This window comes from Limisphaera ngatamarikiensis, assembly GCF_011044775.1.
GTDB classification, from domain to species: domain Bacteria; phylum Verrucomicrobiota; class Verrucomicrobiia; order Limisphaerales; family Limisphaeraceae; genus Limisphaera; species Limisphaera ngatamarikiensis.
In genome coordinates this window covers 141,403-159,010 of sequence record NZ_JAAKYA010000012.1, presented here as the reverse complement: position 1 = coordinate 159,010, position 17,608 = coordinate 141,403, and the positions used below count along the sequence as shown (strand labels likewise).

At 64.3% G+C, this 17,608-nt stretch carries 15 protein-coding genes and 1 tRNA gene; 13 read left to right on the top strand and 3 right to left on the bottom strand.

Annotated elements, in window-relative coordinates:
• Positions 1-337: 337 nt before the first annotated feature.
• Entirely contained in the window at positions 338-556 is a 219-nt protein-coding gene (locus G4L39_RS02390; protein ID WP_165105603.1) for a hypothetical protein, read from the bottom strand.
• A 625-nt stretch (positions 557-1,181) separates the two neighbouring features.
• On the opposite strand from G4L39_RS02390, the gene G4L39_RS02385 reads away from it, so the two are divergent.
• Positions 1,182-2,543 carry a dipeptidase gene (locus tag G4L39_RS02385; RefSeq protein ID WP_165105602.1) on the top strand — a complete coding sequence of 454 codons (1,362 nt, stop codon included), beginning with the start codon at positions 1,182-1,184 and terminating at the stop codon, positions 2,541-2,543.
• A 43-nt stretch (positions 2,544-2,586) separates the two neighbouring features.
• Here the strand turns inward: G4L39_RS02385 and pyk are convergent, their stop codons facing one another.
• On the bottom strand, positions 2,587-4,035 hold the full coding sequence (gene pyk, locus G4L39_RS02380; RefSeq protein WP_165105600.1) for a pyruvate kinase: 1,449 nt from the start codon (positions 4,033-4,035) through the stop codon (positions 2,587-2,589).
• Positions 4,036-4,328: 293 nt separating this feature from the next.
• Here pyk and G4L39_RS02375 point away from each other — a divergent pair, with 293 nt between their 5' ends.
• Positions 4,329-5,615: a XylR family transcriptional regulator gene (locus tag G4L39_RS02375; RefSeq protein WP_205880720.1), complete on the top strand. Its 1,287-nt coding sequence runs from the start codon at positions 4,329-4,331 to the stop codon at positions 5,613-5,615.
• Positions 5,616-5,623: 8 nt separating this feature from the next.
• Here the strand turns inward: G4L39_RS02375 and G4L39_RS02370 are convergent.
• Positions 5,624-5,700, bottom strand: a tRNA-Arg gene (locus G4L39_RS02370).
• A gap of 241 nt (positions 5,701-5,941) precedes the next feature.
• Here G4L39_RS02370 and G4L39_RS02365 point away from each other — a divergent pair.
• The 11 genes from G4L39_RS02365 (at position 5,942) to G4L39_RS02315 (ending at position 17,604) form a co-directional block, all read left to right on the top strand.
• Positions 5,942-6,814: a CheR family methyltransferase gene (locus G4L39_RS02365; RefSeq protein WP_205880719.1), complete on the top strand. Its 873-nt coding sequence runs from the start codon at positions 5,942-5,944 to the stop codon at positions 6,812-6,814.
• Between the two features lie 87 nt (positions 6,815-6,901).
• Entirely contained in the window at positions 6,902-7,420 is a 519-nt protein-coding gene (locus G4L39_RS02360; RefSeq protein WP_165105597.1) for a chemotaxis protein CheD, read from the top strand.
• Positions 7,417-8,265 (top strand): HDOD domain-containing protein, encoded by an 849-nt coding sequence (locus G4L39_RS02355; protein WP_165105595.1) that lies wholly within the window; start codon positions 7,417-7,419, stop codon positions 8,263-8,265. Before G4L39_RS02360 ends, G4L39_RS02355 begins: the two co-directional genes overlap by 4 nt.
• On the top strand, positions 8,262-9,398 hold the full coding sequence (locus G4L39_RS02350; RefSeq protein ID WP_165105594.1) for a protein-glutamate methylesterase/protein-glutamine glutaminase: 1,137 nt from the start codon (positions 8,262-8,264) through the stop codon (positions 9,396-9,398). The genes G4L39_RS02355 and G4L39_RS02350 overlap by 4 nt, the downstream gene beginning before the upstream one ends.
• A 7-nt stretch (positions 9,399-9,405) precedes the next feature.
• Positions 9,406-9,888, top strand: coding sequence for a chemotaxis protein CheX (locus G4L39_RS02345; RefSeq protein ID WP_165105592.1), 483 nt, complete (start codon positions 9,406-9,408; stop codon positions 9,886-9,888).
• A 21-nt stretch (positions 9,889-9,909) separates the two neighbouring features.
• Positions 9,910-10,311, top strand: a complete 402-nt coding sequence (locus tag G4L39_RS02340; RefSeq protein ID WP_165105591.1) for a response regulator — start codon at positions 9,910-9,912, stop codon at positions 10,309-10,311.
• Between the two features lie 9 nt (positions 10,312-10,320).
• Positions 10,321-11,049, top strand: a complete 729-nt coding sequence (locus G4L39_RS02335; RefSeq protein WP_165105590.1) for a chemotaxis protein CheX — start codon at positions 10,321-10,323, stop codon at positions 11,047-11,049.
• Positions 11,050-11,261: 212 nt separating this feature from the next.
• The gene (locus tag G4L39_RS02330) at positions 11,262-13,541 is read left to right on the top strand and encodes a chemotaxis protein CheA (protein WP_205880718.1); all 2,280 of its coding nucleotides are present in this window, start codon (positions 11,262-11,264) and stop codon (positions 13,539-13,541) included.
• 24 nt (positions 13,542-13,565) lie between these two features.
• Complete coding sequence (locus tag G4L39_RS02325) at positions 13,566-14,075, top strand: chemotaxis protein CheW (protein WP_165105589.1); 510 nt, start codon at positions 13,566-13,568, stop codon at positions 14,073-14,075.
• 107 nt (positions 14,076-14,182) lie between these two features.
• Positions 14,183-16,261: a methyl-accepting chemotaxis protein gene (locus G4L39_RS02320; RefSeq protein WP_165105588.1), complete on the top strand. Its 2,079-nt coding sequence runs from the start codon at positions 14,183-14,185 to the stop codon at positions 16,259-16,261.
• A 464-nt stretch (positions 16,262-16,725) separates the two neighbouring features.
• Positions 16,726-17,604, top strand: a complete 879-nt coding sequence (locus G4L39_RS02315; protein ID WP_165105587.1) for an alpha/beta hydrolase — start codon at positions 16,726-16,728, stop codon at positions 17,602-17,604.
• The last annotated feature ends 4 nt before the right edge of the window (positions 17,605-17,608 follow it).

Below are 17,608 nucleotides of genomic sequence, written 5' to 3'. Positions count from 1 at the left end.
GGTACACCCGGACGGCCCCAGCCAGCCTGACCTCTTGTGCTTGGCTCCGCTCCCGGCGGTCCGTCCCCGTCATGCCCGGCAGTCCGGGATCCCGGCGCCTCGCAATCCCAAGGCACGGATCAACCTCTCCATCGCGTTGCCCATGCTTTGGACCCACTGATTCACCGTGCCCGGCCAGCTGTCCTGCAAAGTTCATCGCCCACCGGTGCAACCCATGCAGAGCTCAAGGTCGGGCGGATTGTCCGCCATCAACTGCGTCCGTGAGTGCAAACAATCCTAAACGTGTCCTCACCGCCCAATCCGCTGCGCGGATTCCCCTCGGGATTCTCTGCATGGCTCATCTCTCCTGCGGCCGCACACCCAGGAGCGCCAGCAACGAGTCGCGCACCCTGCAAGCCTCCTCCAGGCTCCGGGTCTCCAACGAGGTGCGGAACCGGTACTTGGTGTGGTCCGGAAGATGAACCGTGAGATGACACCACCAGGTGCCGTGGTTGTTCCAGAGATGATGGCGGGGATTGGCCGCGTCGATCCTCACCGCGGGCTTGACAGGATCCATGACTGCGTCTCCCGAATCGGTCAACGCATCAGGAGGTTCCACACCTGCGAAAAACAAAAACCGCCACTGCGCATCAGGGGCGGCCTTGTCTTTCGTGAAGGTTTTTTTTCGAGGCCTTTCGGCCCCGCGCATCGGGCCGGAGTCGGCTCCCCCAGGGGCTGCCGCCCGACCCAACAAGCACCGTGGCATCCTTCAAAAGCTCGGCTGCTACGCGCCCTACCGCATTGTGAGCGCGTTCCTGATGCTGGCGCCAATCAAGCACAACCCGGCAGGGTTTGCAAAGCCCAACCCGTGTCATAAAGGTGCAGTGGCCCACCGCCCTTCCGCAGTCAGGCCATCCAACACCCGCCCGGATACCGCCAGGATGCAATCCCGGACGGATTCGTTGCCCTGACGCCAAGCCCCATGGGCGGTGAGGCACCCTCCCATTCTCAATGCCCGCCACGCCCATGTTGCTGCACGTCCGCGCAGGGCCCCGGGACAGGCACCGGCGAGCGCGGTCCCGACCATCCTTCTTGATCACCGCCCGGCAACAAGACCGGGTTCAACAACAGCCAGGCGTTCGACCAACACGTCCGTCCACTTCGTGCTTGGCGGCGGCCTTTCCGCCCCGATACTGCCATGCATGCGGGCTGTTTTGGATTACCTCGAGGGTCATCAACAACGGTTCGTGGAGGAACTCTGCGAATATGTACGTCATCCGAGTGTTTCCGCTCAAAGCCGCCACAAGAAGGACATGAAGAGGTGTGCGGAGTGGCTTGCCGCACATTGCCGGGCCCTGGGACTTGAGGTGCGCGTCCACGCCACACCCGAGCACCCCATTGTGGTGGCGCGGACGCGCCGGCGGCGCGGTCGGCGGCATTTCCTGGTTTACGGGCACTACGACGTTCAGCCCCCCGAACCCTTGGAGCTGTGGCGAACGCCGCCCTTTGAACCCGAGGTTCGCAATGGCGCCCTTTACGGTCGCGGGGCCAGCGACAACAAGGGCCAGCACTGGGCCCACCTCAAGGCCGTGGAAGCCTACCTGCGGACCGGCACCGAGCTGCCGTGTGATCTGACCTTTGTGATTGAGGGCGAGGAAGAGGTCGGCAGCCGTTCCCTCCAGGGTTTCCTGCAACGCCATCGCAAGGAACTGGCCTGCGACGCGGTGGTGGTATCGGACACGGGTCTGCCGGCGCCGGACCTGCCGGCGCTGACCTACGCATTGCGCGGCATCGCAGCGTTCGAGTTGACCCTGCACGGACCGAACCGGGACCTGCACTCGGGCATCTTCGGAGGTTCGGTGCACAACCCGGCCGTGGTACTTTGTCAACTCCTGGGCCGCGTCCACGATGCCCGCGGCCGGGTCGTCATCCCCGGATTCTACGACGAAGTTGAACCCCTCACCGCCGAGGAACGACGGCAGCTGCGCCGGTTACCGTTCAGCGAACGGGCCTACCGGAAGTTCCTCGGCGTGCCCGCCCTGTTTGGGGAATCGGGCTATACGCCCAATGAACAGCGCATGGCCCGACCCACCTTCGAAATCAACGGCCTCACCAGCGGTTACCAGGGCGAGGGCAGCAAAACCATCATTCCCGCCTGGGCCCGCGCCAAAGTGACCATGCGCCTGGTCCCGAACCAGAACCCCGCGGTCATCCTCCGGCGCGTTCGCGCTTTCCTCCGGAAACATTGCCCGCGCAGCGTCCGGATGGAGTTTGTTCCGGGGCACGGTTGTCGGCCGTATCGCCTGGACCCCGAGCATCCCTGGGCCCGCGCCGCCCTTCGTGCCCTGGAACGGGCGTTTGGCCGGACACCGGTGCTGATGCGGGAGGGTGGCTCCATCCCCATCGTCAATCAATTCCACGAAATCCTCCGTGCGGAGACCATCCTGGTGGGACTGGCATTGCCCGACGACAACGCGCATTCGCCCAATGAAAAGTTTGATCTCCGCGTGTTTGCCCGTGGTCAGCGAATGAGTGCCTGGCTCTGGCAGGAATTGGCCGGCTGAGTCGGCACACCGCCGCTACTGCCCTCACTCGCGACGGCCGGCCTCATTGGCCGGGGCCGGGATCGGCCTCTCCAAGTTCGAGGATCTCCATTCGATGATTGGCCCGGGGATTGACCGGGGAAGGTCCCTCGGTCAGCAACATCGCCCTGCCCGGGAGGCCGTGACGCCGAAGCCAGGCCCGCGCGTACTCGCGCCAGTCGTCCGGCCGCTCGGGCTCCCATTCCGGCCAGACGCCGCGGCTCAGCAACAATCGCTGGCACGTCTCCCGGTGGGGGCTCACCGCCACAACCCACCCGGGTAAGCGATATCGTGCCACGCTGCGGGCCGTGGAGCCACTCAAGGTGGGCACCAACACCGCCACCGCGCCGGTGCAATCGAAGGTTTCCGCCACAGCCCGTGCCACAACCTCGCGGTAATCGGGTGCCGCCGAGCCACGACTCCAGCACGTCTCGACTGCCCCGGCGCCGCGAGGAGCTGCAGGTTCCACCGCAGTGGCAATGCGTGCCAGCATGGCCACCGCCTCCACCGGATAACGCCCGACCGCCGACTCCGCCGAGAGCATCACCGCATCCGTGCCATCCCAAATGGCATTGGCCACGTCGGTGGCCTCCGCACGCGTGGGCAACCGGCTGTGCACCATGGATTCGAGCATCTGCGTCGCCGTGATCACCGGTTTACCCCGGCGGTTGGCCTCGCGGATGATCCGCTTCTGCACAAGGGCGATTTGCTCGATCGGCACTTCCACGCCCAAATCGCCCCGGGCCACCATCACACCGTCTGCCTCGTCCAAAATCTCATCCAGGTGCTCCAGCGCCAGCGCCCGCTCGATTTTGGCAATGAGCATCGGGCGGTACCCCATGGCCCCGGCCGCAGCCCGCACCGCTCGCAGGTCCTCGGCCCGCTGTACGAACGACTGGCTCACCATCTCCATACCCAGGCGTGCGGCCACGGCCAGACAGGCCCGGTCCTGCTCCGTAAACGCCGCACGCCCCAGGTCCACGCCCGGTACGTTCAACCCCTTGCGCGATCGCAGCTCTCCCCCGACCCGGACCCGGCCCACGATTTCCACACCCCGAACTTCCTCCACCTCGAGCTGCACCAGCCCGTCGTTCACATAGATCCATTGTCCGGGCCGCACCAGGCGGGGCAAATCAGGCCAGTCCACGCTCACCCCGTGTTGATCCCCCACGCGGGGGCCGGCGCTCAGCACGAAGGTCTGTCCCGCAACCAGCTCCACCGGCTCACGCTGAAACGTGCCGATCCGCAGCTTCGGCCCCGGCAGATCGCCCAAAATTGCCACCGGCCGGCCCACAGCCGCAGCCGCCGACCGCAACTGCTCCACCAGGGCGGCCTTCTCATCCGCGTCCCCGTGGGAGAAATTCATCCGGGCCACGTTCATCCCTGCCCGAATCATCGCCTCCAAAACCTCCCGCCGGCTCGAGGAGGGGCCGAGAGTGGCCACGATCTTCGTCTTATGCTCCGGCAATGCCATGCCCGTCACCTTGACACCGCAAGGGCGAGATCACAATGCCAATCCAACGCGACCTGCAGCACACACGATCCGGCCGGGCCCATACCCCGGCATAGCCGGCCATTGACGAACTCCCCATCCAGGACGCCGCACACTGGAACACAGGCAGCACCCGGGTCCGGCTCCCGCGCGATGCAAAAAGCTGGACGTGAGCCCCTGGGACACAGCAACTTGGAGCCGGGTCAGGGACGCGCACCGCGGGGTTGGCCTTATCCGTGGTCGTCCATGCCCGTGCCAACGCTCATGAGATTCTCATGAAGAGAAAAGCCGAGCCCCCGAGCCCCATGAACCGGACCATCCCAAGGCATGTGCAATCGGCCGCCCCAGGACCCGTAGGCAATGCCCCGCGTCGGGTCCTGTTGCTGGTGGAAACCTCGCTCGCCTCCGGTCGCGACATTCTGCGCGGTATTGCCCGTTATGTTCGCGAGCGTGGCCAGTGGGTGCTGTTTCATGAACCCCGCGGGCTGGAAGTTCGCCCCCCCCACTGGTTGAGCGAATGGAGGGGCGACGGTGTCATTGCCCGCATCCAGTCACCGGCCTTGGCCGAAGCGGTTCGGGCCATGGGTGTGCCGGCTGTCGATGTCCTGGGCCTTGTCCCGGAAGCCGGCATCCCCCTGGTCCATGTAGATGATCGCGCCATTGCCCGAATGGCGGCCGACCATCTCCGACAGCGGGGATTCCAGCACTTCGGCTTTTACGGACTGAACAGCGAGAACTGGTCCCTGCGCCGACGGGATGCGTTTTGTCAATATGTGGCCGAATGGGGTGGGACGGTGTCGGTCTACGAACGGCCGAGGCTGGAAGGTAACGGCGCCCGCTGGGCCGAGCTTGAGCAGGAGCTGCTCCAGTGGCTGCGCAATCTGCCCAAGCCGGCCGGCGTCATGGTCAGCAGCGACCAGTTGGGACTCGGCTTCCTCGAGGCCTGCCGGCAAGCCGGCGTCGCTGTTCCGGAAGAAATCGCGGTTGTGGGCGTGGACAACGACGATGCGTTGTGTGAAATTGCGCATCCTCCGCTGTCCAGCATCTGGCCCGCCCACCAACGGGTGGGTTACGAGGCCGCAGCTTTGCTGGACCGCCTGATGCGCGGTGAACCCCCGCCCCGCCAGCCGGTGTTGATCCCGCCCCTGACCGTGGTCACCCGCCGTTCCACCGATGTGCTGGCGGTGGCCGACCGGCAATTGGCCCGAGCCCTGCAAATCATCCGGGAACAGGCGTGCCGGGGTCTGGGCGTGGCCGACGTGGCCCGCGCCGCCGGACTGTCCCGGAGCGTGTTGCAACGACGTTTTCGGGCCCTTCTGGGCCGGACCGTGCACCAGACCATTTTGGAAGTGCGGATCCAGCGCGCCTGTCAGTTGTTGCGGGAAACGGACATGCCCATCGCCCAGGTGGCCGAGGAAGCCGGGTTCCGCCACCAGGAATACCTGGGCGCCGTTTTGAAAAGGCGGCTCGGAAAAACGCCGGCCCAGATTCGGCGTGAGGCGGAAAGCCGGCCCGCACACCCCGCGCACCCCACCTCGGGCGCGGTCACAATGCCCTGCTGAAACAAAAATGGTGCGCGAGGCGGGGGTCGAACCCACAACCTTCGGCTCCGGAGGCCGACGCTCTATCCAATTGAGCTACTCGCGCAACCGCTTTCACCATACGCGATCTGCCCGGCCAGGGCAATGGCTTTGATAGCCCGGCCCCGGAAGTCTGCACCTCCGGTCCACCGCTGCAACCCGGCGTGCGACGCGGCGCCTTCCCGCCAAACCCGCCCGACCGCTTCCACAGCGGCAGCCTCCGGCATCCAACCATGCATCTCAACGATTGCGCTCAAGAAATCCCCGGGACAGCCGATACAAGCACCGGACATTAGGGAACGAGGTTCATGAAGAGCGTTCGTTCGGCAGGTGTGTCGGCCATTTCGACCGACTCGTTGAGCGCGGAGGACTTCGAGTTCATCCGGCGCTGGGTGTTTGACGCAGCCGGGATCACGCTGGGCCCCGAAAAACGGTCGCTGGTGGTCCACCGCCTTTTGAAGCGGGTCCGGCAGCTGAACCTGGGCAGTCTCTCGGAATACTGCGCCCTGCTGCGGCGCCCCGGGGCCGAGGAGGAACGGGGCATCATGCTGGACCTGCTGACCACCAACGTGACGCACTTCTTCCGCGAATCGGCCCATTTCGATTTCCTCGCCCGGGAAATCCTGGCCAAAGAATGGGCGGGCCCCCACCGGCCGGTGCGGGAGTTCGTTGCCTGGAGCGCGGCCTGTTCCTCCGGCGAGGAACCCTATTCCATCGCACTGATCCTGGCGGAACATGAGCGACGTCACCCGGGCTTCCGCTGGCGCGTTGAGGCCACCGACATCAGCAGCCGCGTCCTGGAAACCGCCCGCAGGGCCATCTACTCCGAGGAGGACCTTCGCCTGCCCGATCCCTCCTGGCGGGCCCGGTACTTCCAGCGCGGCATCGGCTCCTGGAAGGGCTATTGGCGCGTCAAACCCGAAATCCAGAGCCGCGTGCGATTCCAGCGATGGAACCTGCTGGAGACACCCTATCCGTTTCAAGGACTCATGGACGTGATTTTCTGCCGCAACGTCATGATCTACTTCGAGCGCCAGGTCCAGCAAACCGTGGTGAACAACCTGGTGGGCCAACTGCGACCCGGCGGCTATCTGTTCGTGGGACATTCGGAAAGTGTTCTGGGCATGCACCCGCGTCTTCGTCCCCTCAAACCCAGCGTCTACCGTTATGAACCTGCCTGACCGCACACCCCACGGAGTGCTTCGCCCAAGTGCCCCGGCCAACACCGGTCCGCATGAAGTCAACACCGGCACAACCATTTCGAGCTAATGCCTGTACCAACCCAGTGGGTCATCGCACCGCCGCGCAAGACGGTGGTCGTCAAGGTCGCCGACGCCGCAGCGTCAAACGACACTGGCGCCGATCTGGTCACGCATTCGCTGGGCTCATGCCTGGGCGTTACCTTTTACGACCCGGTGGCGCATGTCGGCGGACTGCTCCACGTAATGCTCCCCGATTCGTCCATCGACCCTGCACGCGCCCACCAAAACCCGTGCCTGTTTGTGGACACCGGCGTGGTGCGCCTGCTCCAGATGTTCGCACGGGTCGGCGGCGTCGCCGGCAGGGCCGTCATCAAAGTGGCCGGAGGTGCCCAAATGCTGGACGAGAAAGGCGTGTTCAGAATCGGCGAACGCAACGTCCAGGCCCTTCAACGGGTCCTGGCCGCCCAATCTCTCCGCGTCTCCGCCTGGGAGGTGGGCGGGGTCATCTCCCGCACCTTGCGACTCAACATCGCCACGGGCGAGGTCACCATCCAAAGCCCGGGGCAACCGCCTCGACGCCTATGACCGCTCACGAAGTTCTCCAGAAAGTTCGGCAGCTCCCGGCCATCTCCCCGGCCGCCCTTCAGTTGCTCCGGCTTTTGAACCAGGAAGACGCCGACGGTTCCGGCATCGTCCACTGCCTGAAACATGACCCGGCCCTCACCGCCCGGCTCCTGCGCCTTTGCAACTCCGCCGAGGTCGGTCTGTCGGAAAAAGTTGCCTCGGTGGACCAGGCACTGTTCCTCCTCGGTTACCGGCGCTTGCACGAATTGGCCCTGCAAATCGCCGTGGGCGACGCGCTCGGAGTTGCCGTGCCCGCCTACGCCATCGAACCCCGAACCCTGTGGCGTCATTCCGTCGCCTCAGCCCGAGCCGCGGAGTTGTTGGCAGAGCAAAGCCCCTGCGGCACGCTTTCCGCAGACCTCTCCTTCACCGCAGGGCTGCTGCACGACATCGGCAAGATCCTGCTGGCCCAGGTCATGGACGAAGCGACCTGCAGCTCCATCCGCCATGCCATTGAGGTTCAGGGAACCCCATGGAGCGAGGCCGAACGCCAGACCCTGGGCACCGACCACGCCGAGGTCGGCGCCGCCCTGCTGGAGCAATGGCAATTACCCGATCCCCTGGTGCATGCCGTGGCACGCCACCACCAGCCCTGTCATGCCTGTCAACCGCCCCTCTGTGCCGTCGTGCATCTGGCCGACTGCCTGGCCCACGCAGCCGGGGCCAACGCCGGTTGGCACGCCCTGGCCAACCGCGTCGACCCGGATTCCGCCACCCAATGGGGGTTGGGAGAAAGCCGGATCGCAACCCTGATGGCAGAGCTGGCCGAGCATCTCATCACAGTCGAAGCATCCCTGAAGCCATGACCCACCCAACCACAAAACCCATTCGCGTCCTTGTCGTGGACGATTCCGCCGTGGTCCGAAAGGCCCTGGCCGATGCACTCGCACAGGACCCGGAAATCGAAGTGGTGGGAACCGCCTCCGACCCCTATGTGGCCCGGGAGAAAATCCTCCAGCTCAAACCCGACGTCCTCACCCTGGACATCGAAATGCCGCGCATGGACGGCCTTACCTTCCTGCGCATCCTTCAGCAGCACTATCCCCTGCCGGTCGTCGTGGTCAGCTCCCTCACCCAAACCGGATCCGAAGCAGCCCTCGCCGCCTTGGAAGCCGGTGCAGTGGACGTTCTCGGCAAACCGGGCTCGGCCTGGTCCATCGGCAACCTGGGTCCGCAGCTCATCCAGAGGGTCAAAGCCGCCGCCCAGGCGCGCATCCGTCCTGCTCCCCCGCCTTCCTCATCAGGCCCGGCCAGGGGGATCTCCCGACTCACCGCAATCAGCTCCACGCCAGTCCACCCCTGGCATGTCATCCTGATCGGCGCCTCCACGGGCGGCACAGAGGCCATCCGCGAAATCCTAACCCGCCTGCCCGCCGGTCTTCCGCCCATCCTCATCGTCCAACACATCCCCCCGGTGTTCTCCAAAGCCTTCGCCGACCGACTCTCCCAATGCTGCGCCTTCCCCGTCCGGGAAGCAGCCCAGAATGACGTGCCCCGACCCGGTTCCGCCCTGGTTGCACCCGGCGATTACCACATGTACCTCACCCAAACCGCCGGTCAGCTCAGAATCCGGCTCGATCAGGCCCCGCCCCTGCATCATACACGGCCGGCCGTGGACCACCTCTTCCGGTCCGCAGCCACCGCCGTCGGCCGCCACATCACCGCAGTCCTCTTGACCGGCATGGGCTCCGACGGCGCCGAGGGCATGCTCGCCATCAAACGGGCCGGTGGCATCACCATCGCCCAAAATGAAGAAACCTGCGTGGTATTTGGCATGCCGCGTGCTGCGATAAAGCTCGGTGCGGTGGATCATGTGCTGCCTCTGTCACAAATCCCTGAGGCAATCCTCAAAGCCGTCGCCCAACCCAGGGTGCCGGGTGGCGGAGGCGCCACGACCCCCGCAGCAAAACCAGCATGCGAACCCGCGCAAAACGTGTGAACGGAATATGAGCTCGATCCTCGAACAATTCGACCTGAGGGCCTTCCTCCAACAGCACGCCAGGGACGTCTTCAACACGATGGCGTCCCTGGAGGTTCAGCCCGCGCCCGGACCCAACGGCTTGGCCACCGAGGAGCGCATCACCGGGGTGGTGGGGTTGGGCGGCGAAAACATCACAGGCGCCGTCTACCTTCACATGCCAATCGGGCTGGCCGAACAAATCACCCGCCAAATGCTGGGCATGGAACCCGCAGACCCGCTCGAGGAATCCGCAGTCAACGATGTAACCGGTGAACTGACCAACATGCTGGCCGGCGGACTGAAATCCGCTCTTTGCGACCGCGGCCTGGTCTGCGCCGTCAGCACCCCCACCATCATCCGCGGATCATCCTACGAAATCGAGGTTTTACCTGACGTCCAACGCAACCTCCTCGACCTGACCGCCTCAGGTCAGCCCCTGCAGGTGGAGGTTCATCTCAAGGAAGGCTAGCCATCAGCACACGAATCGCTTATGCCCATCAAAATCCTCAGCGTCGACGATAGCAAAACCATCCGGATGCTCGTGGCCAAGGCGTTCCGCCCCTATGACGCCGTCGTGCTCGAAGCCGGCAACGGCGAGGAAGGTTTGGCCACGGCCGCCCGGGAGAAACCGGACCTGATCATCCTGGACGTGACCATGCCCGTCATGGACGGCGTGACCATGCTCACCAGGCTCAAGGAAAACCCCGAGCTCAAACACATCCCGGTCGTCATGCTCACCGCCGAATCCGGCCGGGAGAACGTCATGCACATTGCCCGTCTGGGCGCCCGGGACTACCTGGTCAAACCCTTCAAGGAAGACCAGCTGATCGGCAAGGTCTCGCGCATCATCTCCCTTCAACCCAAACCCGGTGCAACCGCACCCGCATCCTGAGGCACTCCCATGGCAAGCTCATTGGACTACAAGGAACTGGCCGCTCGTTACGGCCTGGAACCCATCCCCGACAGCGTCACGCGCCTGACACAGCTTCTGGCCAAACAGGACGCCGACCTGGAGGCCATCGCACGGGTCGTCACAGCCGACCCCGAGCTTACCGTGCGCCTCCTGCGCGTGGCCAATCCACGGGCCACCAGCGACGAGGAATTCACCATCGAAAGCGTGGAAGCGGCACTGATGCGAACCGGGGTGGGCTGCGCGCTGCTCCTGGCCATGGGCGTGCCATTGACCACGGCCATCCTCAAGACCTTCAAGACCATGGCCGCCATCGAACTCAAAAGCGTCCATCCGCGCTCGGTTCCGCCGCTGAAAGGAGAGCACATCTGCGGTAGCATCGGCTTCTCCGGAAAGGCCGAGGGTCGCGTAGAACTTCGCATGGCCCTCCCCGTCGCACGCCGGGTGGCCGCAGCCGTTCTCGGGATCAAGCCCGAGGACCTCCAGGACCTTTACACCCTCTCCGACACCATCGGCGAGCTGCTGAACATCGTCACCGGCAATTTTAAATCCAATCTCTGTGACGCAGGGCTCGACTGCAAAATCGAGCCCCCAAAAGTCAGCTGCGTCGCTGAGCCAACCCCCGATTCAGGCCCGGTCGGTGGTATGGAACGCATGGCGTTCCGAGGGCAGGGCGTCGAACTCTTCGTCACCATGATCGTGAACCCCTGGGCAGACTGACGTGCATGGCAACCGCCAGGAACTCATTCGCTCAACCATGGCTCCAACCAGGATAAACTTGCCCGTCACGGCGAGTCCAACGCGGAAAAACTTTCCCGGTTGGCACTTGTTGCACGGCCACTCTGACTTGGCGGCTAGGCTCCGACCCGGTGAGACGACGGTCAGGCCTCAACATCCCGTGCCCTGCAAAGCTTGTTAATCCAGTCCGTGCCATGGAAACTCCCGTTTCATCCTCGTCCCAACATCGCGAACCGACCGGCCCCCCATGGATACAGCTCGGTCACAAGCTGGCCTTTGAAGCCGCCTTCGTTCGTCCGGGGTCCGACGACGGACTCCTGCCCCTCAACAGCCTGCTCATGGAGGCACGTGACCTGGTCCAAGCCGGGGGCGCCCCGGATGCCTTTCGAGCCGCCGTCGAGGATGCTACGCGCCAGATCGAACTGGTTTTTGCGCAGGGCGGCCTGTTCAACCCGGAAACCGCCAACTGGTTCCATCAATGGGCCGAAAAACTCCAAGGGGTCCTGAACCCATCCGAGACCGAAACCGCCCCGTCTCCCACGAATCCTGAACCCTCTCCCGGGCCCGGCCCCCTCAGCAAAACCACCAACTCCAACCCGCGCACGGCTGCTGCAGCAGAAGCAAAAGCACCGCAGGAGTCAGAACCGGTCCTCCAATTGGGTCCGGAGGCCGACGCCGGCCTGCTCCGTGAATTCCTGGCCGAATCAGCCGAGCACCTGCAAAACATCGAACAAGGGGTCCTCGTCCTGGAAGAAAACCCCAGGGATCGTGACACCTTGAACGCCATTTTCCGGGCATTCCATACCTTCAAGGGCGGTGCCGGCTTCCTCGATCTTCAGCCCGTCAAGGAACTGGCCCATGAACTGGAATCGCTCCTGGACGCCGCCCGCCGCGACGACCTCGTGCTGGACCGCCACGCCATCGAACTCATCCTCGAAGGCGGCGACGCACTCAAAGCCTTCGTACAGGAAATCACGGCACGATTGGACGACCTGGCTCATGCCAGTCCCATCGTCGTCCCCATCCGCGGCATCATCCGCAAGGTCCGCGCCCTGTTGCAACAACCCGCTCCCGCGCATCTAGAGGACCCCGCGGCCAACCCCGCCCCTTCTGCGACCGCGCCTGCGGTCGCCCCGGAAACCGCCACACCTGTGACCGGCAGTGGTTCAGCCCCGGCGTCACCGGCTCCCGGCATGGCTTCGGGTCCGGCCGAGCCCGCGATCTCCACCGCCCCCACCGCCCCGGGTCAATCCGGACCCCGCCCTGCCGCCCAGGGTCTCTCCGCCTCGGCTACCGGGTACGTCAAGGTGGATACCCTGAAACTGGACACCCTGATTGACCTCGTCGGTGAACTGGTCATAGCCGAGTCCATGGTCGTCCAGGATCCCCAGCTCCAGGCCACGGCATCCCGGACCCTCGCCCGCAACCTCGCCCAGCTCCGACGCATCACCAGCGAACTCCAGCGCACGGCCATGTCCCTCCGCATGGTCCCCATCCGCGCCACCTTCCAAAAAATGCATCGCCTGGTCCGCGACCTGGCCACCCGGCAAAGCAAACAGGTCCAACTTTGCCTCAGCGGCGAGGATACCGAGCTGGACCGCAATATCGTCGAGGCCCTCTACGACCCCCTGGTCCACATGATCCGCAACGCCGTGGACCACGGCATTGAGCCGCCCGAAGTCCGCACCGCAGCCGGTAAACCCGCCCAGGGGACCATCCATCTGCGGGCCTTTCATCAGGGCGGCAACATCGTCATCCAAATCGAGGACGACGGCCGCGGCTTGAATAAGGACAGGATTCTTGAAAAGGCACGGGCCAAAGGACTCCTAAGACCGGACCAAACCCTGACCGACAAGGAAGCGTACGAACTGATCTTCGCGCCCGGTTTTTCGACCGCCGAGCAGGTCACGGAAATCTCCGGGCGCGGCGTGGGGATGGACGTCGTGCGCAAAAACATCGAAAAGCTCAGGGGCAAAATCGAAATCGAGACCCGGCCCGGCCAGGGCACCACGTTCACCATCTACCTGCCCCTCACGCTGGCCATCATTGATGGCCTGATCGTCAGCGTGGGCGACAAACGCTACATCATCCCCACCCTGACCGTCCGTGAGTCCCTCCGTCCGCGCCCCGAAATGATCGCCACCGTCCAACAGCGCGGCGAGATGATCAATGTCCGCGGCAAGCTCACCCCGCTGGTGCGTCTCCATGCCCTCTTCGGCGAACCCAACGGCTGCACGGACCCCACCCGGGGCATCGTGGTCGTGGTGGAGTCCGGTCCCCACGTCAGCTGCCTGTTGGTGGACCAATTGCTGGGCAAACAGGAGGTCGTCATCAAGAGCCTCGGGGCTGCGCTCCGCGAGAATCCCATGCTCGCCGGCGGAGCCGTCCTTGGTGACGGCCGCGTAGGCCTCATCCTCAACGTCGACGCCCTGGTCCGTCCCCAAGCCCCCGGCACCGCGCGGTCCTGGAATTAACCCAACATCCATCCATCCCAAACCATGAACACAACCGTGGAAGCCCGAGAACAAAAGCTCGAACACCTGGCCGGCAAATACCTGACCTTCCGCCTGGCCAACGAATGGTACGCCATCCCCGTGCTGGACGTGCGGGAGATCATCCGCCACACCGACATCACCCCGGTCCCCCAAATGCCGCACCATATCAAGGGCGTGATCAACCTTCGCGGCAAAATCATTCCCATCAGTGACCTGCGACTGCGATTCGGCATGCCGGAAACCGAGGTAACCGATCTGACCTGCATTATCGTCGTTCAGGTGGCCCCGGCAGCCGGGCAACAGGTCCTGATGGGTATGATCGTGGACGCGGTGGAGGCGGTCGTCCAAATCCATGCACGCGATTTGGAACCGCCCCCCGAGTTTGGCACCGGCCTGTTAACCGATGGCCTCCTGGCCATGGCCAAATTCGACAAACGCGTCGTCACACTCCTGGATACAAAGAAGATCGTCCTGGAAGGAAGCAGCGTGGGGCAGATCCCCATGACGCCCTGACGAGGCAAAAGAGTACCGCCTGACCACCAGACCTGCCGAACCCACTCGCCGATGTGAAGATCGGATTCGACAAAAGTCAAATGAGACAAAGAGGAGGATGGTCCAATATGAAAACAGTTCTCCCACACAAAGCGCACGCCGGGTGGACCCTGGGCAAACGCCTCACCGCCTCGTTCTCCACTGTGGTGGTGTTGCTCCTGATCCTCGCAGGGATCCTGGGGTGCGCATTCTTCCAAATCCGCTCCTCGCTGACGGACATCACCAAAGTCCAGCTCCCATCGACCGCCAAAGCCCTGGAGGTCTACATACTCAACGTCACCGATGTCCAGAAAGCAGTTCTGGGCCATATCCAAGCCAGAGACCTGAGCACCAAGCAGAACCTTGAAGCTGCGGTGGCTCAATCGGCCAATACCATAAACGAGCGCTTGAACGCCCTGGAAATGCTTCTCAACACGCAAGAAGAGCGTGAGCTATACCGAAAGGTGTTGGACGCCAGGGAACGATTCCGGGAAGAACGAGGCCGGGTCTTCGAACTCAGCCGCCAGGGGAAAACGCAAGAGGCCATGGAGAGATTCCTTGAACAACTCCAACCCGCGCAGGAGCGCTACCTGGCTGCCCTGGCCGAATTGTTGCAAAACAACCAAAATGATGCGAGTCAGCAAATAGCCGGGGCCACTGCTGTCGCCCGCCTGGGTTTTGGGGTTACGGTGAGCGTGTCCGCTCTAATTACCGTGGCTGCGGCTTTGGTGGGCTGGTACACAAACCGTTCCATCGCACGACTCCTCCGCCCCGTCGTGACTGGTCTCGAGGAAAGCTCCGAGCAGGTCGCAGCCGCAGCCGGCCAGGTCACCTCCACCAGTCAATCCCTGGCGCAGGGTGCCAGTGAGCAGGCGGCTTCGCTGGAGGAAACCAGCGCTTCCCTGGAGGAACTGACCGCCATGACCCAGCGCAACGCCGCCAACGCCCAACAGGCCCGCTCCCTCGCCTCCCAAACCCGCACCGCCGTCGAAGCCGGCCAGACCGAAATGACCCAACTCACCCGCGCCATGGACGACATCCAAACCGCCAGCACCGAAATCTCCAAAATCATCAAAACCATCGACGAAATCGCCTTCCAAACCAACCTCCTGGCCCTCAACGCCGCCGTCGAAGCCGCCCGCGCCGGCGAAGCCGGCATGGGCTTCGCCGTCGTGGCTGACGAGGTCCGGGCCCTGGCCCAGCGCGCCGCCGCCGCCGCCCGCGAAACCGCCGAAAAAATCGAAAACTCCGTGGCCAAAAGCCGGGCCGGCGCCGACATCAGCCAGCGGGTCGCCCAACACCTGCAGGACATCCTGGGCAAGGCCCGGCAGGTCGACGAGCTGGTGGCCGAAATCGCCGCCGCCTCCCAGGAACAAAGCCAGGGCATCGGCCAGATCAACTCCGCCGTCAGCCAAATGGATAAAGTCACCCAGGCCAACGCCGCCGCCGCAGAACAAAGCGCCGCGGCCGCACGAGAGCTGCAATCGCAGGCCGATGCACTGCGCGAAGTGGTCCTGCAGTTGCAGGCGTTGGTCGGTGGGGATGCCGGGCGAACGGAAACCGGTCAGCCCGCCGTGGTCACCGAGCCCCCGGTTGTTCCGGCCAGACGGCAACACGTAACTGGAGGTGCCCGAGCACCCATCGTCCAGCGAAACGGCCGGGAGGGCGCGCTGGAACAACAGATCAACAAGGCCATGGCCGCCCACAGCGCATGGAAACAGCGTCTTTTGGATGCCATCCAAACCGGTCGCTCGGAACATGACCCGGCCAAGGTGTCCAAAGATAACCAGTGCGACTTCGGTAAATGGCTTTACAGCCTGCCTCACGAGGTCCAGCGGACCGAGCATTGGCAGAATGTCCGCGCCCTACACGAGGAGTTTCACAAAGAAGCGGGGCGGGTGCTTGAGCTAGCCCTGGCCGGGCGTCAGGCTGAAGCCCGTCAAAGCATGGAACACGGGGGCGAGTTTACCCGAAGAACCGCAGCGCTGATCGAGGCCCTCATGCAGTGGAAAAAGGGTTCCAGCACGGTTGCACCAGCCCCGGCGCCGGCCCGAGGCACTCCATCCACGGTGACCTCGGACGATGTCGCGGGCAGTTTCGTGGATGATCCGATTCCGATGCCGCCGCCGAAGGAAAACCCGACGCCACGGTTCCGGATCGCACCGTAACTGCGCATCCTCCCTCCCCCGAACCACAGCTGCGCGGGGGCGGGGCCCGCATTGCCCCGCCTCCGCGCCGGCCTTTTAGAGACCCGGAAGCGCGCGGGTGTGCTTCGGCTTTGGCCGACGGGCGGTTCGCTAGACGGTCCTGGGCCGGAGGTGCCGGAGCGTTGCGGTCCGGGTTTCGACCGGCGGAAGTCTGGGTTCACCTCATTGAGGAAGCGCTCGGCGGGCGCTTCCCGGGTTGATGGACAGGCATGTGCCATCACCAGGAAGGGAGCCGGGCAGCGGATGCGAGGGGTGTAGCGGTCAGAGGTGGGTTGTGGTGGAGAGCCAGAACATGGACTTGGAAAGGTTTCATGGTCCTGGTCCACGCCCCACCCTCGCGGAAGCGGCTGAGATGCGCCGCGTAACGGTCAGCTTTCTTTTCCAACATTGAGCCGGGATTTGCGCGGCTTTAAGCTGCTCCTGCCATGAAAGCGACGCTGCTCCTGTTTTTGGCCGGTTTCACCTGGGGTTGCCTTGCACAGGTTCTGGAACCCATTCGGCTCTGGCCCGGCACGCCGCCGGGTGCCCTGGGTCAGGAGGAGAAGGATGTCCCCACGTTGACCCCGTTCCCACCTCCGCCCGATCGCATGACCGGCGCTGCGGTGGTCATCTGTCCCGGCGGCGGGTATGCCGTGCTGGCGGATCACGAAGGCAGTCACTATGCAAGGTGGTTGAACGAGCTGGGTATTGCCGGATTTGTGCTCAAGTACCGCCTGGGATCAAGTGGGTATCGGCACCCGGTCATGTTGCAGGATGCCGCCCGCGCCGTGCGGTGGGTTCGTGCGCATGCGCCGGAGTATCGTGTGGACCCTCGACGGGTGGGCATTATGGGCTCATCCGCCGGCGGCCACCTGGCGTCAACCCTGCTCACACATTTCGATGACGGGCGTGCCGACGCCGCCGATCCCGTGGAACGCCAAAGCTCGCGCCCGGATCTCGGGATTTTGTGCTATCCGGTCATCCAGCTCAGCGGTCCCTATGCACACCGCGGGTCTCGCGACCAGCTTCTCGGACCCAACGCACCCGAGGAACTGGCCCGGGCGCTTTCGAACGACCGGAATGTCACGTCGAACACGCCGCCCTGTTTCCTCTGGCACACGTTGGAGGACCGGGGTGTCCCGCCGGAAAACAGCGTGGCCTTTGCGGAAGCCCTCCGGCGCGCGGGCGTGCCGTTTGAACTTCACCTGTTCGAGAAGGGCCCGCACGGGATGGGACTGGGCACCCGCGAGTGGGATCCTGCCCGCCGTCATCCGTGGACGGTGGCCTGTGCGGCCTGGTTGAAACAGCATGGATTCGCAAGGTAAACCC